Origin of the sequence: Curtobacterium sp. MCLR17_040, assembly GCF_003234735.1 — a bacterium.
In the GTDB taxonomy this organism is placed as follows: Bacteria; Actinomycetota; Actinomycetes; order Actinomycetales; family Microbacteriaceae; genus Curtobacterium; species Curtobacterium flaccumfaciens.
The window spans coordinates 335,457-359,568 of the sequence record NZ_QKTE01000002.1; the positions used below are offsets into that span (position 1 = coordinate 335,457).

Below are 24,112 nucleotides of genomic sequence, written 5' to 3' on the forward strand. Positions count from 1 at the left end.
GGGCCGCCGAACGCGATCGGCTGATGCCGCCGCATCGCTGATGTTGCCGAACGCAATCATTTACCTCGACGCAACCTGAACGACCCCGCAGGTCGGTAGCGTGCGGGCATGGCCAACACCCTCGGGCGCACTCTGCTGTGCGCCACGGCGGCCGCGACGCTCCTCGCGGCCCCACTCGTCACCGTCACCGCAGCGACCGCGAACCCCGAGGGGACCGGCCTCGTCATCGAGGAGGCCTACCTGAAGGCGGGGAGCAAGGGCGCGTTCTACAACGAGAAGTTCGTCGAGATCGGCAACCCGACCGACGTCGCCGTGTCGCTCGACGGGTGGTCGCTCCAGTACCGGTCCGCCACGGGCACCGGCACGTTCTCGGCCAGTGCGCTCCAGGGCACCGTGCCGGCCAAGGGCACCTTCCTGGTGTCGATGGCGGGCAACGGCGGGGCCACCGCGGCTGGCGAGGACCTGCCCGCCGCCGACGACACCGCAACGCTCAACCCGTCGGGCACCACGGGCACGCTCGTGCTGTCCGACGCCACGGCACCCCTGGCGCTCGCCGCCGGACCCGTCGCCACCGGCACCGACGGCGTGGTCGACCTGCTCGGCTACGGCGCCTCGAACACGTTCGAGTCGGCCGTGCGCACCGTGACCGGGGACAACTCCGTCCCGAACGGCCTGGTCCGCCAGGGCACCACGGACACCGACGTCAACGGTGCGGACTTCTCCGTGACGACGACGCTCACCCCGCGGAACGCCGCGGGCGAGACGACGGCACCGACCGAGCCCTCGGAACCGACCGACCCGGGTGACGGCGGGACCCCGACGCCCGGCACGCCCGCCGAGACGGTGACCATCGCCCAGCTGCAGGGCACCACGGACACCTCGCCGTACGCCGGCAAGAACGTCACGACCGACGGCGTCGTCACCGCGGTCTACGGCACCGGCGGCTTCAACGGCTACACGATCCAGACCCCCGGCACCGGCGGTGCGATCGACCTCGGCGCCCACACCGCGTCCGACGCGGTGTTCGTCTTCTCGTCCGCCACCGCCGGCCTGGTGCACGAGGGCGACCACGTGCGGGTCACCGGTGCCGTGTCCGAGTACTTCGGCCTGACCGAGCTCACGGTGTCCGGGGCCTCCTCGCTGCAGCAGCTGGACGACACCGTCGCGGCCCCACAGCCCGCAGCGGTCGCGTTCCCGTCGTCCGACGCCCAGCGCGAGTCGCTCGAGAGCATGCTCGTCGCTCCCCAGGGCGCGTACACCGTCGCCGACAACTACACGACGAACCAGTACGGCGAGGTCGTGCTCGCCAGCGGCACGAAGCGCCTGGTCCAGCCGACCGAGGTCGGCCGACCGGGCAGCGCCGAGGCGAAGGCCGTCGAGGCCGACAACGCCGCGCGCAAGGTCACGCTCGACGATGGTGCGAGCACCAACTTCCTGACCCAGGCGAACCAGGGCATCCCGGTGTCGTGGCTCACCCAGGGCCCGGTCACCGTCGGGGCCGCCGCCACCTTCACCGAGCCGGTCGTCCTCGACTACCGCAACAACGGGTGGAAGTTCCAGCCGACCGCGCCGATCACGGGTGCGACCCCGGCCGCCGACCTGCCGGCGTCGTTCTCGAAGGTGCGCCAGCCGGCACCGCAGGACGTCGGTGGCGACCTGAAGCTCGCCGGCTTCAACGTGCTCAACTACTTCCCGACCACGGGCGACGAGCTCACCGGCTGCAAGTACTACACGGACCGCGCCGGTGACCCCGTCACGGTGAACTCCGGCTGCGACGCCCGCGGCGCCGCCGAGCAGGAGGACTTCCTGCGCCAGCAGGTCAAGATCGTGAAGGCCATCAACGGGCTGGACGCCGACGTCGTCTCACTCGAGGAGATCGAGAACTCCGTCCGCTTCGGTCAGGACCGCGACGCCGCCGTGGCCACCCTGGTCGACGCGCTCAACGCCGCCACCGGCCAGGACACCTGGGCCTACGCGAAGTCCCCGGCCGTCGTGCCCGCGAGCGAGGACGTCATCCGCCTCGCCCTCATCTACAAGAAGGACCGCGTCGAGCCCGTCGGCGAGTCGACGATCCTGCTCGACGACGCGTTCACGAACGCCCGCCAGCCCGTCGCGGACGCGTTCCGCCCGGTCGGCGGCACCGCGGACGACGACTTCCTGGTGATCGCGAACCACTTCAAGTCCAAGGGCTCCGGCACCGGCGAGAACGCCGACCAGGGCGACGGGCAGGGGGCCTCGAACGCCGACCGCGTCGAGCAGGCGAAGGCCCTCGTGACCTTCTCCACCGACATGCAGGAGCAGTACGGCACCGACAAGGTGTTCATGCTCGGCGACTTCAACGCGTACAGCAAGGAGGACCCGGTGGTGGTCCTCGACGAGGCCGGCTACACCGACCTGGGCCCGGCGCTCGACAGCACCGAGTACTCGTACGTGTTCTCCGGCCTGAGCGGCTCGCTCGACCACGTGTTCGCGTCGACGGCCGCGCTCGAGACGGTCACGGGCGTGGACATCTGGAACATCAACTCGGTCGAGTCGGTGGGCCTGGAATACAGCCGCTACAACTACAACGCGACGAACCTGTACACCGACGACGTGTACCGGGCGAGCGACCACGACCCGATCCTGGTCGGGTTCGACCTGGACACCGCGGGCACCGACCCGGGCACGGACCCGACGCCGGTGCCGACCCCGACCCCGACGCCGACCCCGGTGCCGAACCCGACGCCGACGCCGACCCCGACGCCGGTGCCGCCGGTCGACGGGATCACCCCGCCGGTTGCTCCGGTGGCGCCGTCGGAGTCGCTGTTGACGGAGGGGAACCGTGGTGGCGTGTCGGCTCCGGCGACCGCTCGTGCGGGGGAGACGATCACGGTGACGGTCGGCACCGCGTCTGCCGGTGACACGGTGAACGTGTGGTTGTTCTCGGAGCCGACGCTGATCGGCACGGCTGTGGTCGCTGCTGACGGGACGGTTCGTGTGACGATCCCGGCGGCCACGGCTGCTGGTGCGCACCGGCTGGCGGTGACGGCTGCGGACGGGAGGCTGATCGGGTGGACCCCGATCACGATCACCGTGGACGGGCAGCTCGCGTTCACGGGTGCCGCAGGGATGGGTGCCGGTGCGTTGGCGGCGTTCCTGCTGCTCGCGGCGGGTGCGGGTGTGCTGATCGTGCGCCGCCGACGTCGGGCTGCGGCTGCGGAGTAGTCCCCACGCCCCACGGGCGCACTTCGTGAGCAGGAATGGTCGGGTTCGCACAGCGGACCCGACCATTTCTGCTCACCGTGCGCGGTGGGCGCGACCGCGCGACGGACGGGAGGCGCGGTGCGGTGCCGCCCCGCGCCTCCAGGCCGGCAGCCGGCCGCGTTTGACCGACGTACCCCGCGTCGGCTAGGCTCTCACCTTGGTCTGTGCGCCCCGCGCGCGGACAGTCAGATGAGCCCTCCAACCGAGGTGTTCCCCGTGCTTCTGCCCGTGGAACTCCCGACCGGAGTGGGATTCACGGACTCCTCACCTCGACACGAAAGCAGCACTCCTGTGACTCGCACGTTCTCACCGAAGCCGGCAGACGTCCAGCACGACTGGATCGTCATCGACGCCACTGACGTCGTCCTCGGCCGTCTCGCCACCCACGCCGCGGCGCTCCTGCGCGGCAAGCACAAGGCCACCTTCGCCCAGCACATGGACATGGGTGACTTCGTCATCATCGTGAACGCCGACAAGGTCGCCCTGACCGGTTCGAAGCTCGCGAAGAAGGTCTACTACCGTCACTCGGGTTACCCGGGCGGCCTGACGGCGACCTCCTACCCGGAGATGCTCGAGAAGCACCCCACCCGCGCCGTCGAGAAGGCGATCCGCGGCATGCTGCCGAAGAACACCCTCGGCCGCGAGCAGCTCAAGAAGCTGAAGGTCTACGCCGGCGCGGAGCACCCGCACGCCGCGCAGCAGCCCAAGCCGTACATCTTCGACCAGGTCGCACAGTAGTTCCGGCCACGACGACTTCAAGGACACAGAAAACTCATGGCTCAGATCGCTGATTCCCTCGACCAGACCCCGGAGAGCTTCACCACGGAGAGCGCACCCGCCGCTGCCGAGGCCGCTCCCCGTCAGATCCTCAACGTCTCCGGCGGTGCCGTCGGGCGCCGCAAGGAGGCCATCGCGCGCGTCCGGCTCGTCCCGGGCTCCGGCACGTTCGTCGTGAACGGCCGCACGCTCGAGGACTACTTCCCGAACAAGCTGCACCAGCAGCTCATCAACGACCCCTTCAAGGTGCTCGAGCTCCTCGGCTCGTACGACGTCGTCGCCCGCATCACCGGTGGCGGCCCCTCGGGTCAGGCCGGCGCGCTCCGCCTCGCCATCGCCCGCACCCTGAACGAGATCGACCGCGAGAACAACCGCGCGGCCCTCAAGAAGGCCGGCTTCCTCACCCGTGACGCCCGCGTCATCGAGCGCAAGAAGGCCGGTCTCAAGAAGGCCCGCAAGGCTTCGCAGTTCTCGAAGCGCTAGTCGTCACCGGCTGAAGATCGCAATGCCGCGTCTGTTCGGTACCGACGGGGTTCGTGGTCTCGCCAACGGCGAGCTGACGGCCGCGCTCGCACTGGGTCTTGCCCAGGCGAGCGCGGCCGTCCTCACACACGGACACCATGCCGACGCCCGCCGGGCGTCGGGCCGACCGCGCCCGCGCGCGGTCCTCGCGCGTGACCCGCGCGTCTCCGGCGAGTTCCTCGGTGCCGCCGTCGCGGCCGGGCTCGCCTCGGCCGGCGTCGACGTGCTCGACGCCGGGGTCATCCCCACCCCCGCCGCGGCGTTCCTCGTCGCGGACATCGACGCCGACTTCGGCGTGATGATCTCCGCATCGCACAACCCCGCTCCCGACAACGGGATCAAGTTCTTCGCCACGGGTGGCCGCAAGCTGCCGGACGAGGTCGAGGACCGCATCGAAGCGGCCATGCACGACCACTCCGCACCCACCCCCACCGGCATCGACGTCGGGCGCATCTCGCGGTTCGCCGACGCCGAGGACCGCTACGTGGTGCACCTGCTCGGCACGCTCCCGCACCGGCTCGACGGCATCCACGTCGTGCTCGACTGCGCGAACGGTGCCGCCGCCGGCGTCTCGCCCGAGGTCTTCGTCAACGCGGGTGCCCGCGTGACGCTCATCGGCGCCGACCCCGACGGCTGGAACATCAACGACGGCGTCGGTTCGACCCACATCGACAACCTCGCCCGCGCGGTGCTCGAGCACGGTGCCGACGTCGGCATCGCGCACGACGGCGACGCGGACCGCTGCCTGGCGGTCGACGCCGCGGGCAACGCGATCGACGGCGACCAGATCATGGCGATCCTCGCGCTGTCCCTGCAGGAGCGCGGACGGCTGAAGGACGACACCCTCGTCGCGACGGTCATGTCGAACCTCGGGCTGAAGCGCGCCATGGCCGACGCGGGCATCACCGTGATCGAGGCCGGCGTGGGCGACCGCTACGTGCTCGAGAAGATGACCGAGGGCGACTACTCCATCGGTGGCGAGCAGTCCGGTCACATCATCTTCAACGAGTTCGCCACCACGGGTGACGGCATCCTGACCGGGCTGCACCTGGTCGCCGAGATGGCGCGTACGGGCAAGACCCTGCAGGAGCTCGCCTCGTGCATGACGGTGTTCCCGCAGGTGCTGCTCAACGTCCGGGGCGTCGATCGTCACGGGCTGGCCGACCAGGGCGTGCAGGACGCCATCGCCGCCGCCAGCGAGGCGCTCGGGGACAGCGGTCGTGTGCTGCTCCGTCCGTCGGGCACCGAGCCGGTCGTGCGCGTCATGGTCGAGGCCGCCTCGCAGGACGATGCCCAGCGCATCGCCGAGGAGCTCGCCGCCGTCGTGCAGGACCGCCTGGCGCTCGACGCCGCGTAGGGTCCCCTCCGCAAGACACCGGTGTTCGCCGGTTGAACACGCGCAGAACGCGGTTCAGCTCGCGAAAACCGGTGTTTCGCGCTGCCCTGCTGGCTGCGCTGCCCCCCAGCTCAGATCTTGCGGAGCAGGACCGAGTTCACCTTGTGGTTCGCGCCCTTCTTCAGCACCAGGGTGGCGCGGGAGCGCGTGGGCAGCACGTTCTCGAGCAGGTTCGGCTCGTTGATCGCCCGCCAGACCTCGGTCGCCGTCCGGACCGCGTCCTCACGCGAGAGCGAGGCGAACCGGTGGAAGAACGAGTCGGGGCTCGAGAACGCCTCTTCCTGCAGGGCGAGGAACCGGTCGACGTACCAGGACTCGATGTCCTTCGTCTTCGCGTCCACGTAGATCGTGAAGTCGAACAGGTCGGACAGCGCGAGCCGCCCGTGCACCGGGGGCGCCAACACGTTGAGGCCCTCGACGATGAGCACGTCGGGCTGCCGGACGACGATCTCGGCATCGGGCACGATGTCGTAGACGAGGTGCGAGTAGTACGGCGCGCGGACCTCGGTGGCCCCGCTCTTCACCTGGCTCACGAAGCGCAGCAGGGAGCGGCGGTCGTACGACTCCGGGAAGCCCTTGCGGTCCATGATCCCGCGGCGCTCGAGCTCGGCGTTCGGGTACAGGAAGCCGTCAGTCGTCACGAGCTCGACCCGAGGGGTGTCCGGCCAGCGCTTCGTCAGCTCGCGCAGCAGACGGGCGACGGTGGACTTGCCGACCGCGACGGAACCCGCGACGCCGATGACGAACGGCGTGCGTCCGGCGCGCTCCCCGAGGAACCGGCTCGTCTCGGCGTGCAGGTTCCGCGCGCCGGCGGCGTAGAGCGTGAGCAGGCGGGACAGCGGCAGGTAGACCTCCTGCACCTCCTGCATGTCCAACCGGTCGCCGAGACCGCGCAGCTGCACGATCTCGGTCTCGGTGAGCGACAGGTGTTCCTTCGGGGCGAGCTGGGACCACTCGTCACGCGGGATCTCCACGAACGGGGTCGGGTGCGCGACGGCGGTCTCCGAGAAGGGCATGGGATCGAGCGTACAGACGGGAGGCCCGGGGCACGTGAGCCGACCGGCTCACGCGCCCCGGGCCTCCCGTCCAGTGCTCGGTGCGCGTCCGCAGGACGCGACGCGTCAGGCGGGGAGGGCCGCCTCGATGGCGGCGACGACCTCCGGGGCGTCCGGCTTCGTGGTGGGGCGGAAGCGCGTGACGGTGCCGTCGGGGGCGACGAGGAACTTCTCGAAGTTCCAGGCGACCCGGCCGGCCTTGCCGTCGGCGTCCGGGGTCTCCTTGAGGGCCTGGTAGAGCGGGTGGGCGCTCTTGCCGTTGACCTTGACCTTCTCGGACATCGGGAACGTGACACCCCAGGTGGTGGAGCAGTACTCGTCGATCGCCTCGGACGAGCCGAGCTCCTGCAGGAACTGGTTGCTCGGGAAGCCCAGCACCGTGAACCCGCGGGGGCCGTACTGCTTCTGCAGGGCCTCGAGCTGCTCGTACTGCGGGGCGAGGCCGCACCGGGAGGCGACGTTCACGACCAGTACGGCCTTGTCGGCGTAGGCGCCGAACGTGGTGTCCTCGCCGTGCAGCGTGGTGATGGCGATGTCGTCGAAGCGTCCCATGGCCGAAACGTTATCCCCACCCCCGGGACTTCGCAGGGTCGGCGTCCAGGCAGACCGTAGGATCGGTTCCATGTGTGGAATCGTCGGCTACGTCGGCAGCAACAGCAGCCAGGACGTCCTCCTCGGTGGCCTCCGTCGCCTCGAGTACCGCGGCTACGACTCGGCGGGCATCGCCGTCGTCGACCCAGCCGGAGACCTCGTGTCGGCCAAGAAGGCGGGCAAGCTCCAGGCCCTGGTCGACGAGCTCGAGTCGTCGCCGATCCCGGACGGCACGACGGGCATCGGGCACACCCGCTGGGCGACCCACGGCGGCCCGACCGACGGCAACGCCCACCCGCACCTGGCCGACGGCGACAAGCTCGCCCTCATCCACAACGGCATCATCGAGAACTTCTCCGAGCTCCGCGCCGAGCTGCAGGCCGAGGGCATCGAGTTCCGCAGCGAGACCGATTCCGAGGTCGCCGCGCACCTGGTCGGACGGGCCTTCCGCGACACCGGTGACCTGACCGCCGCCATGCAGCAGGCCGTGCAGCGGCTCGAAGGGGCCTTCACGCTCCTCGTGGTGCACGCCGACCAGCCCGGCGTCGTCGTCGGTGCCCGTCGCAACTCGCCCCTGGTGGTCGGGCTCGGCGACGGTGAGAACTTCATGGGCTCGGACGTCGCCGCCTTCGTCGCCTACACGCAGCGCGCGCTGTCGATCGGGCAGGACGAGATCGCCACGATCCGCCCCGACGGCGTGGACGTCATCCACTTCGACGGCACCCCGGCCACGCCGAGCGAGTTCGAGGTCAACTGGGACGCCTCCGCCGCCGACAAGGGCGGCTGGAGCTCGTTCATGGCGAAGGAGATCAGCGAGGAGCCCGAGGCCGTCGCGAAGACGATCCTCGGTCGCGTCCACGACGGCGCCGTCACGCTGACCGACCTCGACCCGATCGCCGAGCGCCTGGCGACCGTCGACCGCGTCATCGTGATCGCCTGCGGTACCGCCGCCTACGCCGGCATCCTCGGCAAGTACGCCATCGAGCAGTGGGCCCGCATCCCGGTCGAGGTCGAGCTCGCGCACGAGTTCCGCTACCGCGACCCGGTGCTGAACGAGCGCACCCTGGTCGTCTCGATCAGCCAGTCCGGCGAGACCATGGACACGCTCATGGCCGTCAAGTACGCCCGCGAGCAGGGCGCGCAGGTCCTGTCGATCTGCAACACCCAGGGCGCCACGATCCCGCGTGAGTCCGACGCCGTGATCTACACGCACGCCGGGCCCGAGGTCGCCGTCGCGTCGACCAAGGCCTTCATCGCCCAGGGCGTCGCGCTCTACCTGCTCGGGCTGCACCTGGCGACGCTGCGCGGCACGCTCACCGCCGAGCAGATCGCCGAGCAGGTCGCCGAGCTCGAGGGCCTCGCGCCGAAGCTGCAGCAGACCATCGAGGACGCCGCCGGCATCAAGGACCTGGCGCGCTGGATGGCGGACACCCGGAGCGTGCTGTTCCTCGGTCGCCACGTCGGCTACCCGATCGCGCTCGAGGGCGCCCTCAAGCTCAAGGAGCTCGCGTACATCCACGCCGAGGGCTTCGCCGCCGGTGAGCTCAAGCACGGCCCGATCGCCCTGATCGAGCCCGGCCAGATCGTCTTCGTCATCGTGCCCTCGCCGCGCGACCCCCGATCGCTGCACCCGAAGGTCGTCTCGAACATCCAGGAGATCCGCGCACGCGGTGCCCGGGTGATCGCGATCGCCGAAGAGGGCGACGCCGCGGTGCTGCCGTTCGCCGACGAGGTCCTGCGGATCCCGCTGGCGACCCCGCTGTTCGAGCCGCTGCTCGCCGTGGCACCGCTGCACATGTTCGGCATGGAGCTCGCCGCCGCCAAGGGCCTCGACGTCGACCAGCCACGCAACCTCGCGAAGTCGGTCACCGTCGAGTAGTCGCGACGGTGATCATCGGGATCGGGGTCGACGTGGTCGACCTGGAGCGGTTCGAACGGGTGCTGGAGCGCACACCGGCGATGCGGGCGCGGCTGTTCACGCCGTCCGAGCAGGTCCGTGACGGCGAACCCCGGCCGATCGCATCCCTCGCTGCACGGTTCGCTGCCAAGGAAGCCCTGATCAAGGCCTTCGGGTCGAGTGCCGGGCTCAGCTGGCAGGACCTCGAGGTCGTGTCCGACGACCAGCGGAACCCGTCGCTCACCCTGCACCAGGGCGCCCGGCACGTGGCGGACGCGCGTGGCGTGACGTCCGTGCACCTGTCGCTCTCGCATGATGGAGGGATCGCGACCGCGTTCGTGGTCCTGGAAGGAACAGACGTGGTCCTGGAAGGAACGGTCCGGTGAGTGCGTTCACCGGCATCACCGTCGATCGCGGAGCCCTGATCGAGAACTACGCGACGATCGCCGACCGGGTCGCACCGGCCGGGGTCATCGCCGTCGTCAAGGCGAACGCCTACGGCCACGGGGCCCTCGACGCCGCGCAGGCCTTCGTGGACGCCGGAGCCGAGTGGCTCGGGGTCGCCGACATCGACGAGGCCGTCGCGCTCCGTCAGGGCGGCATCGACGAGGGGGTCCGGATCCTCGCGTGGCTGCACGCCCCCGACGAGGACTTCCGTCGCGCCGCGCAGTTCGACGTCACGCCCGCGGTGTCGAGCGTCGAGCAGCTCTCCGCAGCAGCCGACTCCGACGTCCGCGCCGTGCACCTGTGCGTCGACACCGGCCTGAGCCGCAACGGAGCGGTCGAGTCCGAGTGGGCCGAGCTCTTCGCGACCGCCGGCGCCCTGGCCCGCGGCGGCAACCGCACCCGGGTCGAGGGGCTCATGTCCCACCTGTCGAACGCGTCGCGCACCGACGACCTCGACCAGGACGCCGCACTGCAGCGGGCGCTGGACGGCCTCGCCGCGAACGGCATAGTGCCGGACGTGGTGCACCTCGCCGCGAGTGCCGCGAGCATCGCCGTGCCGGAGACCCGCCACGACCTGTCCCGCGTCGGGCTCGCCCTGTACGGGCTGAGCCCCTTCGACGGTCGCACCTCTGCTGACCTGGGGCTGCGCCCCGCGATGCGGGTCACCGCCGCCGTGCTCCGCACCGTGCCGGTCGCCGTGGGCGACGGTGTGTCCTACGGCTACACCTGGCGCGCCGAGACGGACACCCGTCTCGCCGTGATCGGCCTCGGCTACGCGGACGGCTTCGACCGGGACTTCGGCAACCGGGTCTCGGTGCGGATCGGCGACCGGACGTTCCCGGTGGTCGGACGTGTCGCGATGAACGCCATGCACGTCGACATCGGCGATGCCGACGTGCAGGTCGGTGACGAGGCCGTGCTGTGGGGCGACCCCGCGAACGGCGACCCCGCCGTCGAGGACTGGGCCGACGCCATCGGCACGATCAACTACGAGGTGGTCGCCCGGATCGGCCGCAGCGTGGAACGGAGGACGACGTGAGCTCCGCACCGCTGCGTCAGGCGCGCATCGACCTCGACGCCTACCGGGCCAACCTCGACCGTGTCCGCGAGTGGATGGACCCGGTCGCCGTGATGGCGATCATGAAGGCCGACGCGTACGGGCACGGCCTCGAGCCGATCGCGCTCGCCGCCGTCGACGCCGGCATCCGCTGGATCGGTGTGCTGACGGTGCCCGCGGCCCTGCGCCTGCGCTCGATCGGCGTCGGCGAGGACGTCCACCTGTTCACCTGGCAGCACGACCCCGACCTGGACTTCCGTGACGCCATCGACTCGGCCGTCGACCTCGGCGTCTCGAACGTCGCCGAGCTGCAGCGCATCGTCGACGCCGTCGACCAGCGACCGGCCCGGGTGCACCTCGGCGTCGACTCCGGCCTGCACCGCGACGGCGCGACCCCGGCGGACTGGCCGGCGCTCGTCGAGCTCGCCCGGGACGCCCAGCGGAACGGCCGCATCGAGGTCGTCGCCGCGTACACGCACCTGGCCGAGGCGTCCGACCACGAGGACAGCGCCGCGGTCGCCGTGTTCGACGCCGCGATCGAGATCGCCGAGGACCTGGGGCTCGACGTCCCGATGGAGCACGTCGCCGCGTCGCTCGCGGGGCTGGAGCGCAAGGAGTTCCGCAAGGACATGGTCCGGATGGGCGCGAACCTGTTCGGCATCCCCGGAGCCGACGGCGTCTCGGCGGCCGACCTCGGACTCGAGCCGGTGATGACCCTGACCGCGTCGGTCGCGAAGACGAAGCGCGTCCCCGTCGACACCGGCGTCTCCTACGACTACACGTACCGCACGGCGACCGAGACGACCCTGGCGCTCGTGCCCGTCGGGTACGCCGACGGGGTCCCGCGTCTGGCGCAGGGCCGCATCGAGGTCGCGATCCGCGGCAAGCGCTACCCGATCGCCGGCCGCGTCGCGATGGACCAGTTCCTGGTGGACGTCGGCGAGGACGACGTGCAGACCGGCGACACCGTCGTGCTCTTCGGCACCGGCGAGCACGACGAGATGACCGTGCTCGAGTGGGGCGCGGCGCTCGAGACCATCGGCGAGGAGATCGTCTGCCGGATCGGCAGCCGTGTGCCCCGGTTCTACGAGGGCCACGACATCGAGGGACGGGTCGGGGAGTACCTGCGGGGCGAGCGGCCGTGACCGAGTTGCCGCACGTCCTGCTCGACACCACCGTCGACGGCACCGAGGCGATGGGGGAGCTCGGGGCCCGGTTGGCCGCGGTGCTGCGCGCGGGGGACCTCGTCGTGCTGACCGGGCCGCTCGGTGCCGGCAAGACGACCCTGACGCGCGGGCTCGGCACCGCACTCGGCGCGCGCGGCCAGGTGTCCAGCCCGACCTTCGTCCTCGCCCGGACGCACCCGACGACCGCCGGCCCCGACCTGGTGCACGTCGACGCCTACCGTCTGTCCGACCCGGTCGAGCTGGACGACCTCGACCTCGACTGGGACGCCGCCATCGTCGTCGTCGAGTGGGGTCGCGGCATGGTCGACGGCATCAGCGACAGCGTGCTCGACGTCGAGATCACCCGGGCCACCGGCGCCGACGCGGCCGACCACGGTGTCGACGACGACCTCGATCCGGACGACGTGCCCGACGAGCCGCGCCGGGTCGTCGTCACCGCGACGGGGCCGCGCTGGACGGGCGTCGACCTCTGACCCTGCAGCGCGTGGACACCGGTGCGGTCGACGACCTCCGCACCTTCCTCGTCGGTGCCGACCTGACCGTCGCCGGGCTCGACCGTGCTGGCCACGACCGTGCCGGTCTCGAGCCGACCGTCCGGCTGTGGGTCGACCGTGCCGAGGACGGCCGCGTGGTCGGCAGCACCGGGTACGAGACGAGCGCCGACGGCGTCCACGTGCTCGTCCGCAGCGTGGCGGTCGCGCCGCAGCTCCGGGGGCTCGGCCACGGCACCCGGCTCGCGCGCTTCGCCGTCGACCACGCCGCGGTCACGGGCGCGCGACGGGCGTGGCTGTTCTCGCGGCGCTCCGGTCCGTTCTGGCAGTCGCTCGGGTTCACCCTCGCCGACCGCGACGACCTGGCGGCCGCCCTGGCCGCCACCCACCAGGTTCGGTCGTTCCGGCGGACCGGGCAGCTCGCGCGCGAGGTCGCCTGGTCCCTCGACCTGACCGCGGTGTGAGCCGGCGCGGCCGGGCGACAGCGGGTGTCCCGGTACCACCCAGCCGGCTCCGGGAGGATGCGGTGTGCCGACGCTCATCGTGACCGCCCACCCGGACCCCGACTCCCTCACCCACCACCTCGCGGCTCGCCTGCGGGACGCCCTGCCCGCGGGGACGGTGGAGACCGCCGACCTGGCGGCCGAGGGGTTCGACCCGCGCTTCACCCTCGCCGACCGGCAGACCTACCGGACCGGCACGGACGCGCTGGCCGACGTCGTCGCCGAGCAGCAGCGCATCGACCGCGCCACCGACCTCGTCCTCGTGTTCCCGGTCTGGTGGTGGTCCGTGCCCGCGGTGCTCAAGGGGTGGATCGACCGCGTGTTCGTGAACGGCTGGGCGTTCGACGTCGACCCGGACGGCGGCATCCGTCGGGCGCTCGAACGGCTCACTGTCCATCTGGTGCCGATCGCGGGCGACGACGCCGGCGTGTACGAACGGCACGGGTACGCCGAGGCGCTCCGGACGCAGGTCGAGCACGGCATTGTCGACTTCTGCGGTGCCCGGCGGGGCGCCACCGTGTTCGTGCACGACTCCGAGACCGAGGACGCCGAGGCCCGCGAGCGCGCGGTCGCCGCGGCGGTGGAGGGTGTCCGTCGGGCGGTCGTCGACCGTGCCCCGGCCGGCGACCGGTAGCCTCGCAGCAGATCTGGTCAGCGCGAACGGGGGAACCATGCGCATCGTCCTCGACACCGGCGGCTTCAGCGACGTGGAGGTCGGCACGGTGGACCGTGACGACACCGAGTTGGTGTTCCGGTCGCCCGCAGGAGCGGTCGTGGCACGCCATCCGGTGACCGCCGTCGTCTGCCTGGAGGTCCGGGCGACCGGCCCGCGGTCAGCGTCGGCGCCGGTGCCGGCCGTCGCCACGACGTCCGGAGCGGACGACCCGTCGTCCCCGCTGGTGGTCCGGGCTGCACCGACCGGCAACCCGCAGGTCGACGCTGCTCGGCTCGACCGGCCCGCCGCCTACGCGCCGTGGACGCAGCAGGAGGACACCGGGCTCGAGGCAATGACGGCCGCGGGGATGTCCGTGGCGGACGTTGCGATCGTCCTGCGTCGCCAGGACGGCGGTGTGCGGTCCCGGCTGCGGCACCTTCGAGGAGCAGCGGACGAGGCCGCGACGGGTACGGGCGCGACGTCGCCCACCAGCACGGTCCGTTTCGACTAGCCGCGGCCCCCTGACTTGCATGACGGATCGAACGTCCCCGCGTCCCGACGTGCAGGTGCTTGGAAGTTCGATCTGAAGTTATAGGGCAGAGGGCACTTTGCTTATGATGAGGAGATGCGTCGAGAAGACTTCCGATCAGAACGCTTCGGCACACTCGCCACGCGTCCGTTGTCGGAGTGGCCGCACGCCTACTTCCTCCCCGCGCCCCTCCCACGCGAACTCGTCCTCGAGCCCGTGACGAACGCTGCGGTGTCACGCGCGGACATCGCGATCGGTCGGCTCGCCGGGCTCGGGCAGCTCATCCAGGAACCACAACTCCTGCTCGGCCCGTCCATGGCGCAGGAGGCGCTGGCGAGTTCGCGCATCGAGGGGACCCAGGCGTCACTGAGCGATGTGCTCAGCGTCGAGAACGACGACGAGATCCTCGACGAGGATCTCCGCGAGGTGGACAACTACGTCCGGGCCGCCCGCGAGGGAGTGGCGCTCCTCGCAGATCTCCCCATCACCCAGCGGTTCATCTGTTCGCTCCACGAGACCCTGATGCGGGAGGTCCGTGGAGACGAGAAGTCGCCCGGTGAGCTTCGTCGCTCACCAGTGTGGAGCGGATCTCCGAACGCTCGACCGGAGACTGCCCGGTTCATCCCGCCGCACCAGGACCACCTTCCCGAGGCCCTTGACGACTGGGAGCGTTTCGTCAACGCACCACTGGACTCGATGTCGGTCACGGTGAAGTGCGCCCTGATGCACTACCAGTTCGAGACGATCCACCCGTTCCTCGACGGCAATGGTCGGATCGGGCGCCTCCTGATCGGGTTCTCGCTGATCGCAGACGGCATCCTGCCCGCGCCGATCTTGCACATCTCGGGGTACTTCGAACAACACCGAACCGAGTACTACGAGCGGTTGCAGGCCGTTCGGGAGCGCGGAGAGGTCAACGAGTGGATCCAGTTCTTCGCCGAGGCGGTGACCGTCCGAGCGAATGACAGCGCCGAGCGGATCCGGAAGCTCGTGGAGATCCGCGAGCGATACCGCCTCGCTGCGCGGACGGAGCGTTCGGCGCTCCCCGGGCTCGTCGACGTGATCTTCAAGAACCCCGTCCTCACGGTGGCGTCGGTCCGGAGGGCGCTCGGCGTGTCACAGCCGACGGCATCCGCGTTGCTCCGTCGAGCCGAGGAGTACGGCTGGCTCCGGTCGCTCGGGCGAGCGGGCAGAGGCGGTCGCGAGCGCTGGCGTGCCGACGAGATCTGGAACGCGGTCGCCGGCAGCCTCGACGAGGACTGACCCCTTGCCCCGCCCCGCCTACGATGGACGGGTGCTGCTCGCGATCGACACCTCCGCCGGGACCTCCGTCGCCGTCGTCGACCCGGCCACCGGCCAGGCCCTCGCGACCCGCGACACCGAGGACAGCCGCCGGCATGCCGAGGTGATCGGCCCGTTCCTCGCCGAGACCCTCGCCGAGGCCGGCATCACCGGAGCCGACGTCACCGGCGTCGTCGCCGGCATGGGCCCCGGCCCCTTCACCGGCCTGCGCGTCGGCATCGCTGCCGCCCGCACCTTCGCCGCAGCCCGCGGCGTCCCCGTCCTGCCCCTCGTCAGCCACGACGCCGTCGCCCTCGACCAGCGCGATTCGGGCGCCGCCGGTCCGTTCGTCGTCCTCACGGACGCCCGCCGCCGCGAGGTCTACTGGAGCGCCTACGACGCCGACGGCGTCCGCGTGGCCGGCCCCGGACTCGCCAAGCCCGCCGATCTCGACGACGCGATCCGCGCCTCCCGGCCCGCAGCGGTGGGCTGGGACCGCGTGACGGTCGCGTCCATCCCGGCCTGGAGGCTCGGCTCGCTCGCCGCGGACCGGCTCGCGTCCGGTGCGGCGTTCGACCAGAACACGCCCCTGTACCTGCGCGAGCCCGACGTCACGGTGCCGGGTGCGCCCAAGCGGGTGAAGCAGTGACCCTGCCGGACGGGCTCCGCCTGCGGCGGGCACACCCGCAGGACCTCGACGACATCATGTGGCTCGAGCACGTCTCGTTCCCGACGGACGCCTGGTCGGCGTCGCAGATGTCCGGCGAGCTGTACTCACCGCACGGGTACTACGTCGTGATCGAGACGGCCGACGACACGTCCGCGCCGCTGGTCGTCGGGTACGCCGGGCTCTCGTCGCTCGCGGCCAACCCGGTGGCCGACGTGCAGACCATCGCCGTCGCCGCGGACCAGCGCGGCAAGGGGCTCGGGAGGGTCCTGTTCACGGAGCTGCTCGACGAGGCCCGGCGCCGCGGTGTGCGCGAGGTGTTCCTCGAGGTGCGCGCGGACAACCCCGTCGCGCAGGCGATGTACACGGCGTTCGGGTTCGAGCACATCGCGACCCGGCCGCGTTACTACCAACCGGACGGCGTCGACGCGTGGGTGATGCGGGCGGAACTGCCCGGCCCGGACGCCGAGCGGTCGTCCGGCGTCGGACCCATCGGACAGGAGGCCCTCGGTGAGCGCGACTGAACCACTGGTGCTCGGCATCGAGACCAGCTGCGACGAGACGGGCGTCGGCATCGTGCGGGGGAGCACCCTGCTGGCGAACGTGATCGCCTCGAGCATGGACGAGCACGCGCGTTACGGCGGGGTCGTGCCCGAGGTCGCCGCACGGGCCCACCTCGAGGCGATGACCCCGACGCTGCACGAGGCGCTCGAGCGTGCCGGCGTCACCCTCGACGAACTCGACGCCGTCGCAGTGACCGCCGGGCCGGGCCTGGCGGGGGCGCTCATGGTCGGGGTGGGCGCGGCGAAGGCGCTCGCCGTGGCCACCGGCAAGCCCCTGTACGGCGTGAACCACCTGGTCGGGCACGTCGGCGCCGACGTGCTGCGCGAGGACGGCAGTGAGATCGAGCTGCCGACGATCGCGCTGCTGGTCTCCGGTGGCCACACGTCGCTGCTGCTGGTGCGGGACTTGGTCGGCGACGTCGAACTGCTCGGCGAGACGATCGACGACGCGGCGGGCGAGGCGTTCGACAAGGTCGCGCGGCTGCTCGGACTGCCCTACCCCGGCGGCCCGCAGATCGACCGTGCGGCGGCCGACGGCGACCCGAGGGCGGTCCGGTTCCCCCGGGGACTGACGCTGCCGAAGGACATGGCCGCGCACCGGTACGACTTCTCGTTCTCGGGGCTGAAAACTGCCGTCGCACGGTGGGTCGAGCGCTGCCGCGACGAGGGCCGCGAGGTGCCGGTGGCCGACGTCGCCGCGAGCTTCCGCGAGGCCGTCGTCGACGTCCTGCTGACCAAGGCCCTGAACGCGTGCCGCGACACCGGCGTCGACCGGCTGCTGCTCGGTGGTGGGGTCGTCGCGAACGCCCGACTGCGACAGGTCGCCGAGGAGCGCTGCGCGGCCGCGAGCGTGCGGCTCCGGATCCCGCCGTTCGAGCTGTGCACGGACAACGGCGCGATGATCGCCGCCGTCGGCGCCCGACTCGTGGCCGAGGGGCACGCGCCGAGCGACCTCGGCATCGCGGCGGACTCGACCCTGCCGGTGACGACCGTCCAGGTCTGACCAGTTCGGCCCCGGTCCTTCTTCGGGAGCCTGTGGGAGGATTCACACGGGCGTCGGAGAGACCGGACGCCCGAGAGGGGTGGACGGTGTCCGATCAGAACGAGTGGCCGAAGCCGGGCGAGACGCCGAACGGCCCGGCGAACGGACAGCCCGACGGCACGCCCGCCCCGGACGCCCCGCAGGCTCCTGACGCACCGCAGGCGCCGTCGGCCCCGGAAGCGCCCCAGAACCCGTACGGCCAGCAGCAGCAGCAGCAGTCGAACCCGTACGGGCAGCAGCAGAATCCGTACGCGGCACCGCAGGCCTCGTCGAACCCGTACGCGGCCCCGCAGCAGCAGAACCCGTACGCGGCTCCGCAGCAGCAGAACCCGTACGCGGCTCCGCAGCAGCAGCATGCCTACGGCGCCCCGCAGAACCCGTACGGCCAGCAGCAGAACCCGTACGCGCAGCCGCAGCAGCAGCCCTACGCGTCGAACCCGTACACGTACCAGCCCTACGCGCAGCGCCCGAAGACGAACGTCCTGTCGATCCTGTCGATCGTCTTCGCGTTCGGTGGCATCATCATCTGGCCGATCATCATCCTGACGAGCCCGGCCGGCGCGATCATGGGCCACATCGCCCTCGGCAAGATCAAGCAGACCGGTGAGGGTGGCCGCGGCCTGGCGCTCGCCGGCATCATCGGTGGCTGGATCCTGACGGGCCTGTTCATCCTGATCGTCGCCCTGGTGTGGATCTCGATCGCGAACGCGTCGGACTACTCCGACTACAGCTCGAACTCCGGCGCCTTCGTCAACTGACGCCGGCGCCGAGGCCGGCGCGCACGCAGCACCGCACGCGGCCCCCGGCCGTCAGCCGACCGTGTCGGTGAGCCGCTCGCACAGGATCGCCGTGTGGCGTCCCTCCAGGCGGGTGAGCACGAGCGTGACGCGACCCGATCCGCGCAACCGCAGCCGCTTGCGGAACTGCGCCGGGTCGACGTCGACGCCGCGCTTCTTGATCTCGACGGTGCCGATGCCGTCGGCGGCGAGCCGTGCGGCCAGTCGCTTGACGTCGAGCGGCATCGTGTCGAGCACCCGGAAACCCTGCGCGAAGGGGGTCGTGACGGCGCGGTCGGACGTGACGTAGGCGATGCCCTCGGACAGCATGTGCCCGTCGAGGCCTCGTGCCAGGTCGCCGATCAGCCGTGCGCGGATCACGGCGCCGTCGGGCTCGTACAGGTAGGCACCGAGCGGTCCGACCTCGGCGTCGTCGGCGTCGGCCGCTCCGGTCATCTCGGCGATGCCGTGTGCACCGATGACGGTCGCAGCGCGGCGGATCCCGGGGCGGGCGAGGGGGCCGAACCACAGGGCGAGCTCCACGACCTCGCGGTCGACGGAGGTCCACTGCGCCTCGGCGGTGTCCGGGATCAGGTCGCGGTCGATGCCCGGTCCGAGCTTCACGCCGGTCGGCGTCGTCGTCGCCGCGGCGAACACGGTGTCGAGCGAGGGGGACCAGTCGTCGGGGTCGGCGAGGCGACGGGTGTCCGAATGGCCGGAGGTGCGTCGTGCGGGGTCCATCCACACGCCGTCCACCGCGGACAGGTCGAAGGACGCGGCATCACCGAGCTCCACCCGCGCGTTCGGCCACACCGCGAGGTTGTGGGTCGCGACGGCCGCCGTCACCTCATCACGGTCGACGGCGGTGACGTCGAGGTCGAGCGCCGCCATCGCCATGGCGTCCCCGCCGATGCCGCAGCCGAGGTCGGCGACCCGGGTGAGGCCGGCCGCCGCGAAGCGTCCGGCGTGCTGGGCCGCGACCTGCAGCCGGGTGGCCTGCTCGAGCCCGGCCTCGGTGAAGAGCATGCGGGAGGCGAAGTCGCCGAACTTGCCGCGGGCCTTCAGCCGCAGTTTCGCCTGGGTCAGCACCGCGGCGACCAGTCGGGGATCGTGGCCCTCGGCGCGCAGCCGGGACACCACGCGGACGATCTCGCCGCCGTCGGAGACGCCCGGGGTACGGTCGAGCAGGGCCATCCCGTCGGGGGTCAGCAGTGCGGTGAGTTCGGCGGCGTCCATGCGTCGATCCTCGCAGGTGCTGCGTGTTCTCCGGATGTGCTGGCACTCGGATTGACCGAGTGCCAGAGGCCCCCTAGAGTTGGCGTTGGCACTCTCCTGTGCGAAGTGCCAACCCGGTTTTCATCTGTACCGAGTCCGTACCGAGAAAGAAGAGGTCACCGTGGCCGTCAGCATCAAGCCGCTCGAGGATCGCATCGTCATCCGCCAGGTCGAGGCGGAGCAGACCACCGCTTCCGGTCTGGTCATCCCCGACACCGCGAAGGAGAAGCCCCAGGAGGGCGAGGTCGTCGCCGTGGGTCCGGGTCGGATCGACGACAACGGCAACCGCGTCCCGCTCGACGTCGCCGTGGGTGACAAGGTCATCTACTCCAAGTACGGCGGAACCGAGGTCAAGTACTCGGGCGAGGACCTGCTGGTCCTGTCGGCCCGCGATGTCCTCGCGGTCATCGTTCACTGAGTCGAGTACTCACCGCGGACGCCCCGTCCGGCCTTCGGGCCGACGGGGCGTTCGTGCGTCCGGGGCCGGTCACCCGGGTGCGCCGGTCCTGATCAGCCCGCGCACCCCGCCTGGAGGCCCGGTGCGCGTCCCACGCGTCGGCGGTCGTTCCTAGGATGGTTCCGTGAGTGAACCGAGTCCGGCGCGACCCGTCCGCAGCGAGGCATCCGTCGGCGTGGTGCAGGCGATCGTGGCGTACGGGCTCTGGGGACTGATGCCCCTGCTCTTCGCGGCCATGGCCCCCGCGGCGGCGTTCGAGATCGTGTCGTGGCGGATCGTCTTCGGCCTGGTGTTCTGCGCGGTGGCGATCGCGGTGACCCGGTCGTGGCTCCGCACCCGGACCCTGATGGCCCAGCGCCGCGTGATGCTCGTCATGGGGCTCGCCGCCGTCCTGATCCTGGTCAACTGGACCGTCTACGTCCTCGCGACGACCACCGGCCACACCGTCGAGGCCGCGCTCGGCTACTTCATCAACCCGCTCGTCACGATCGCGCTCGGCGTCGTGGTCCTGCGCGAACGCCTGCGTCCGGCGCAGTGGGCAGCCGTCGGGCTGAGCGTCGTGGCGGTCGTCGTCATCGCGATCGGCTACGGGCAGATGCCGTGGATCTCGCTGGCCCTGGCGTTCTCGTTCGGACTGTACGGCCTGGTGAAGAAGCGGGTCGGCGGCACCGTGGATGCCCTGAGCGGCCTGACGATCGAGACCGTGTGGCTGCTGCCGATCGCGGTCGTGGCACTCATCGTGCTCGGTGTGACCGGGCTCGGTGGCGGCGTGACGTTCACGAGCGAGGGCTGGGGGCACGCGGTCATCACGGTGCTGACCGGGCCGGCGACCGCCGTGCCGCTGCTGCTCTTCGCGTCGTCGGCGCGCCGGGTGAGCCTGTCGACGCTCGGGCTGACCCAGTACCTGGCGCCCGTGATGCAGCTGCTCGTCGGGGTGCTCGTGCAGCACGAGGAGATGTCGGCCGGACGCTGGTTCGGCTTCGGCATCGTGTGGCTCGCGCTCGTGGTGCTGACGGCGGACTCGTTCGCCGCCGCGCGGGCGTCCCGTCGCCGGGCGCTCGCACCCACCCAGGCCGAGCCGGTCTGACGGACGCACCACGGGCCTCCAGGCCGCCCGTCGGTCCGTCCTGCTGCGGCGACGGACCCTGCCCTGCCGCGCATCCCGGTCACCGACGCGAAAGCGACAGGCCCCCACGGAACTTCCGTGGGGGCCTGTCGCTTTCGCGAGCGGTGCTGGGCTGCGCCCTACTTCTTCACCGCACCCTGGATGGCGCTCTGGTAGACGGGCTTGTTGTCGCCGTCGAACTTGTAGATGCCGATGTAGGCGGCCGACGGGTCGTTGTTCTCGTCGAACGGACCGATGCCGGACGGGCCGGTGTAGTGGATGTCCTTGCCGTCGTCCAGGAGCGTCTTGCACTCCTTGAACGTGGCGCACTCGGTGCCGCCGTCGGCACCCGACACCGCAGCCATGTTGGCCTGGATCGTGCCGGAGTCGGTGCCCTTGCCCTTCACCGCGGCCAGGGCGGCGAGGACGGTGGCGTCGTAGGACTCCGCCGCGTACGAGTAGTCGGCGAGCGTCTTGCCCGACGAGTCCTTGTAGAACGCAGCGAGCTGCTTCTTGAAGTCGTCCTTCGGCGAGGCACCGGGGATGGTGCCCTGGGCACCGGTCAGGGTGCCCTTGTCGAAGTCCTTCGAGTAGTCCGCCGTGTTGCCGTCGGACATGTAGATCTTCGCCTCGTTGCCCTGCGACACGAGCTCCGGGATGATCGACTTCGTCTCGTCGAAGGCGAGGACGACGATCGCGTCGGGCTTCGCGGCCAGGGCCGCGGTCACCTCGGACGAGAACGTGGTCTGGCCGGGCGGGAACTCCTGGCCCTCACCCTTGCCGCCGTAGACGACCTGGCCACCCGACGCCTCGACCGCAGCCTGCACCGAGTTGCGCAGGCCGGTGCCGTACGTGTCGTTGAAGACCAGGAAGGCGACCTTCGCGTTGCCGTCACCGGTCACGAGCTGGCCGAGCGCGGAACCCTGCACCGAGTCCGGCGGTGCGGTCCGGTAGTAGTACGACGAGTAGCCGGAGAGGTCGGTCGCGGTGTTCGCGGGCGAGATCTCGACGATGCAGTTGCTGGTCAGCTGGTCGATGACGTTCAGCGTGACCGACGAGGACTCGGCGCCGATCGCGACCGGCACCTTCGCGTTGACGAGCTTCGTCGCGGCCGAGCTCGACACGGTCATGTCGTTGCTGTCGCCGGAGTCGGTCGCCGGGTCGATCGTGACGTCCTTGTCGAGGACGCCGCCCGCGGCGTTGATGTCCTTGACGGCCAGGCCGACACCGGACTCGGCCGGCGGGTTGAGGTAGGCCAGCGAACCGGTCAGGGGCAGGATCGTGCCGATCTTCAGCGCGTCCGTACCGGGGGTGTCCGGGGCCTTGCAGCTGGCGGCGGGATCCTTCTTCGCATCGCTCGACGCCGAGCTCGAGGGGGAAGCACTGCCGGTGGTGGAACACGCGGCGAGGAGGACGGCTGCTGCGCCCGCCAACGCCAGTGCCGCGGTGGCACGGGTGGTTCTGATCATCCGTGGAGCCCTTTCTCTGCGCGGAGGCTGTGCCGCTTCGGGTGAATGCGACGCCTCCACTGGATGTCGAGAAACGTAGGGTCCATGTGTTTCGCCCGTGTGACGGGGCGGTACGCAAAGGTGTTTCGTTACCGAGCCGTGACGTTCCTGTGCGCAGGGACAGGGATCGGCGCAGGAGCGACGGTGCTGGCGTGACGACCCGACCTGCGCCAGGCGGATGGTCCGGCAGGGCGCCCGGGAGGCCCGGCGTACGTTCCGCCGCATGAGCGACTTCCAGCCCACCACAGCCATCGTCACCGGCTCCGAATCCGGGATCGGCCGTGCGACCGCCGTCGCACTCGCCGAAGCCGGCATGGACGTCGGCATCACCTACCTGTCCGAACCCGACCGTGCCGAGGAGACCGCGGAGGAGGTCCGGAAGACCGGCCGTCGTGCCTTCGTCGAGCAGATCGACGTCTCCGACCTCGCCGGGGCGGCCGCCGTCGTCGACCGCCTCGTCTCGCAGCTGGGTGGCGTCGACGTCTTCGTGGCCGACGCCGGCACCGGCGACAACGCCCCGTTCCTCGAGATGACCCTCGACCAGTGGCGCCACACGGTGTCGACCGACCTCGACGGGGCCTTCGTCACGATGCAGGCCGCCGCGAAGCACATGGTGCAGGCCGGTACCGGCGGCCGGATCATCGGCATCACGAGCGTGCACGAGCACCAGCCCCGCTCCGGCTCGAGCGCCTACGACGCCGCGAAGCACGGGCTCGGCGGCCTGCTGAAGACCATGGCGATCGAGCTCGCCGAACACGGCATCACCGTGAACGCCGTCGCCCCCGGCGAGATCGCCACCCGGATGACCGGTGCCGAGGACGAGGACCCGCACACCATCGACCGCCCCGGTGTGCCGCTCGGCCGTCCGGGCAACGCGTGGGAGATCGCGGCCGCCGTGGCGTTCCTGGCCTCGCGTGCGTCGTCGTACATCACCGGGGTGTCCCTGCCGGTGGACGGCGGGATGCTGCAGATGGGCCCGCACGGTGGCTCGCACATCACGTCGAACGACTGGCGTTCGGCCTGACGCGTCCGCGTACGAACGCCAGACGCCCCCGCTCCGTCCGGAGCGGGGGCGTCTGGTCGAGCAG

The 24,112-nt window shown here is 71.1% G+C and carries 24 protein-coding genes; 20 read left to right on the forward strand and 4 right to left on the reverse strand.

Features of this window, described 5'->3' with window-relative positions; genetic code table 11:
- Positions 1 to 108 precede the first annotated feature (108 nt).
- The 4 genes from DEJ01_RS03690 (at position 109) to glmM (ending at position 5,899) form a co-directional block, all read left to right on the forward strand.
- On the forward strand, positions 109 to 3,204 hold the full coding sequence (locus DEJ01_RS03690; RefSeq protein ID WP_111092226.1) for an ExeM/NucH family extracellular endonuclease: 3,096 nt from the start codon (positions 109 to 111) through the stop codon (positions 3,202 to 3,204).
- Positions 3,205 to 3,534: 330 nt separating this feature from the next.
- A complete protein-coding gene (gene rplM / locus DEJ01_RS03695) occupies positions 3,535 to 3,981 on the forward strand; it encodes a 50S ribosomal protein L13 (protein WP_027466717.1) in 447 nt (148 codons plus the stop codon).
- Positions 3,982 to 4,017: 36 nt separating this feature from the next.
- Positions 4,018 to 4,503 carry a 30S ribosomal protein S9 gene (gene rpsI, locus DEJ01_RS03700; protein WP_017885499.1) on the forward strand — a complete coding sequence of 162 codons (486 nt, stop codon included), beginning with the start codon at positions 4,018 to 4,020 and terminating at the stop codon, positions 4,501 to 4,503.
- Positions 4,504 to 4,525: 22 nt separating this feature from the next.
- Positions 4,526 to 5,899: a phosphoglucosamine mutase gene (glmM, locus tag DEJ01_RS03705; protein WP_071406153.1), complete on the forward strand. Its 1,374-nt coding sequence runs from the start codon at positions 4,526 to 4,528 to the stop codon at positions 5,897 to 5,899.
- Positions 5,900 to 6,009: 110 nt separating this feature from the next.
- Here glmM and coaA read toward each other — a convergent pair whose 3' ends face one another.
- Together coaA and DEJ01_RS03715 are read right to left on the reverse strand one after the other, a co-directional pair.
- Complete coding sequence (gene coaA, locus DEJ01_RS03710) at positions 6,010 to 6,954, reverse strand: type I pantothenate kinase (RefSeq protein WP_111046473.1); 945 nt, start codon at positions 6,952 to 6,954, stop codon at positions 6,010 to 6,012.
- 105 nt (positions 6,955 to 7,059) lie between these two features.
- Positions 7,060 to 7,545, reverse strand: a complete 486-nt coding sequence (locus DEJ01_RS03715; protein ID WP_071245463.1) for a glutathione peroxidase — start codon at positions 7,543 to 7,545, stop codon at positions 7,060 to 7,062.
- A gap of 70 nt (positions 7,546 to 7,615) precedes the next feature.
- Here DEJ01_RS03715 and glmS point away from each other — a divergent pair, with 70 nt between their 5' ends.
- The 13 genes from glmS (at position 7,616) to DEJ01_RS18050 (ending at position 18,661) form a co-directional block, all read left to right on the forward strand.
- Positions 7,616 to 9,463 carry a glutamine--fructose-6-phosphate transaminase (isomerizing) gene (gene glmS / locus DEJ01_RS03720; RefSeq protein ID WP_111092227.1) on the forward strand — a complete coding sequence of 616 codons (1,848 nt, stop codon included), beginning with the start codon at positions 7,616 to 7,618 and terminating at the stop codon, positions 9,461 to 9,463.
- An 8-nt stretch (positions 9,464 to 9,471) separates the two neighbouring features.
- Positions 9,472 to 9,867, forward strand: a complete 396-nt coding sequence (locus DEJ01_RS03725) for a holo-ACP synthase (protein WP_111092228.1) — start codon at positions 9,472 to 9,474, stop codon at positions 9,865 to 9,867.
- Positions 9,864 to 10,967, forward strand: coding sequence for an alanine racemase (gene alr, locus DEJ01_RS03730; protein WP_111092229.1), 1,104 nt, complete (start codon positions 9,864 to 9,866; stop codon positions 10,965 to 10,967). Before DEJ01_RS03725 ends, alr (DEJ01_RS03730) begins: the two co-directional genes overlap by 4 nt.
- On the forward strand, positions 10,964 to 12,130 hold the full coding sequence (gene alr / locus DEJ01_RS03735; RefSeq protein WP_173032762.1) for an alanine racemase: 1,167 nt from the start codon (positions 10,964 to 10,966) through the stop codon (positions 12,128 to 12,130). Before alr (DEJ01_RS03730) ends, alr (DEJ01_RS03735) begins: the two co-directional genes overlap by 4 nt.
- Positions 12,127 to 12,645 carry a tRNA (adenosine(37)-N6)-threonylcarbamoyltransferase complex ATPase subunit type 1 TsaE gene (tsaE, locus tag DEJ01_RS03740; RefSeq protein ID WP_181438344.1) on the forward strand — a complete coding sequence of 173 codons (519 nt, stop codon included), beginning with the start codon at positions 12,127 to 12,129 and terminating at the stop codon, positions 12,643 to 12,645. The genes alr (DEJ01_RS03735) and tsaE overlap by 4 nt, the downstream gene beginning before the upstream one ends.
- An 11-nt stretch (positions 12,646 to 12,656) precedes the next feature.
- Positions 12,657 to 13,127 (forward strand): GNAT family N-acetyltransferase, encoded by a 471-nt coding sequence (locus DEJ01_RS03745; protein ID WP_111032258.1) that lies wholly within the window; start codon positions 12,657 to 12,659, stop codon positions 13,125 to 13,127.
- Positions 13,128 to 13,191: 64 nt separating this feature from the next.
- Complete coding sequence (locus tag DEJ01_RS03750) at positions 13,192 to 13,800, forward strand: NAD(P)H-dependent oxidoreductase (RefSeq protein WP_071406146.1); 609 nt, start codon at positions 13,192 to 13,194, stop codon at positions 13,798 to 13,800.
- Positions 13,801 to 13,837: 37 nt separating this feature from the next.
- Positions 13,838 to 14,332 (forward strand): hypothetical protein, encoded by a 495-nt coding sequence (locus tag DEJ01_RS03755; protein ID WP_111053736.1) that lies wholly within the window; start codon positions 13,838 to 13,840, stop codon positions 14,330 to 14,332.
- Positions 14,333 to 14,446: 114 nt separating this feature from the next.
- Complete coding sequence (locus DEJ01_RS03760) at positions 14,447 to 15,613, forward strand: Fic family protein (RefSeq protein WP_111092230.1); 1,167 nt, start codon at positions 14,447 to 14,449, stop codon at positions 15,611 to 15,613.
- Positions 15,614 to 15,644: 31 nt separating this feature from the next.
- Entirely contained in the window at positions 15,645 to 16,280 is a 636-nt protein-coding gene (tsaB, locus tag DEJ01_RS03765) for a tRNA (adenosine(37)-N6)-threonylcarbamoyltransferase complex dimerization subunit type 1 TsaB (RefSeq protein ID WP_111092231.1), read from the forward strand.
- On the forward strand, positions 16,277 to 16,822 hold the full coding sequence (rimI, locus tag DEJ01_RS03770) for a ribosomal protein S18-alanine N-acetyltransferase (RefSeq protein WP_181438345.1): 546 nt from the start codon (positions 16,277 to 16,279) through the stop codon (positions 16,820 to 16,822). Before tsaB ends, rimI begins: the two co-directional genes overlap by 4 nt.
- Positions 16,809 to 17,864 carry a tRNA (adenosine(37)-N6)-threonylcarbamoyltransferase complex transferase subunit TsaD gene (tsaD, locus tag DEJ01_RS03775; RefSeq protein ID WP_111092232.1) on the forward strand — a complete coding sequence of 352 codons (1,056 nt, stop codon included), beginning with the start codon at positions 16,809 to 16,811 and terminating at the stop codon, positions 17,862 to 17,864. The genes rimI and tsaD overlap by 14 nt, the downstream gene beginning before the upstream one ends.
- Positions 17,865 to 17,950: 86 nt before the next feature.
- Complete coding sequence (locus DEJ01_RS18050; RefSeq protein WP_181438346.1) at positions 17,951 to 18,661, forward strand: DUF4190 domain-containing protein; 711 nt, start codon at positions 17,951 to 17,953, stop codon at positions 18,659 to 18,661.
- Positions 18,662 to 18,712: 51 nt separating this feature from the next.
- On the opposite strand, the gene DEJ01_RS03785 is transcribed toward DEJ01_RS18050, so the two are convergent.
- A complete protein-coding gene (locus tag DEJ01_RS03785; RefSeq protein WP_111092234.1) occupies positions 18,713 to 19,915 on the reverse strand; it encodes a class I SAM-dependent methyltransferase in 1,203 nt (400 codons plus the stop codon).
- Between the two features lie 160 nt (positions 19,916 to 20,075).
- Between DEJ01_RS03785 and groES the strand changes: the two genes are divergently transcribed.
- Both groES and rarD read left to right on the forward strand, forming a co-directional pair.
- Positions 20,076 to 20,372 carry a co-chaperone GroES gene (groES, locus tag DEJ01_RS03790; RefSeq protein WP_017885484.1) on the forward strand — a complete coding sequence of 99 codons (297 nt, stop codon included), beginning with the start codon at positions 20,076 to 20,078 and terminating at the stop codon, positions 20,370 to 20,372.
- A gap of 163 nt (positions 20,373 to 20,535) precedes the next feature.
- A complete protein-coding gene (gene rarD, locus DEJ01_RS03795) occupies positions 20,536 to 21,498 on the forward strand; it encodes an EamA family transporter RarD (protein WP_175330792.1) in 963 nt (320 codons plus the stop codon).
- 158 nt (positions 21,499 to 21,656) lie between these two features.
- Here rarD and DEJ01_RS03800 read toward each other — a convergent pair whose 3' ends face one another.
- On the reverse strand, positions 21,657 to 22,985 hold the full coding sequence (locus DEJ01_RS03800) for an ABC transporter substrate-binding protein (protein WP_071404636.1): 1,329 nt from the start codon (positions 22,983 to 22,985) through the stop codon (positions 21,657 to 21,659).
- Positions 22,986 to 23,247: 262 nt separating this feature from the next.
- Between DEJ01_RS03800 and DEJ01_RS03805 the strand changes: the two genes are divergently transcribed.
- A complete protein-coding gene (locus DEJ01_RS03805; RefSeq protein WP_111087769.1) occupies positions 23,248 to 24,048 on the forward strand; it encodes an SDR family oxidoreductase in 801 nt (266 codons plus the stop codon).
- Positions 24,049 to 24,112 lie beyond the last annotated feature (64 nt).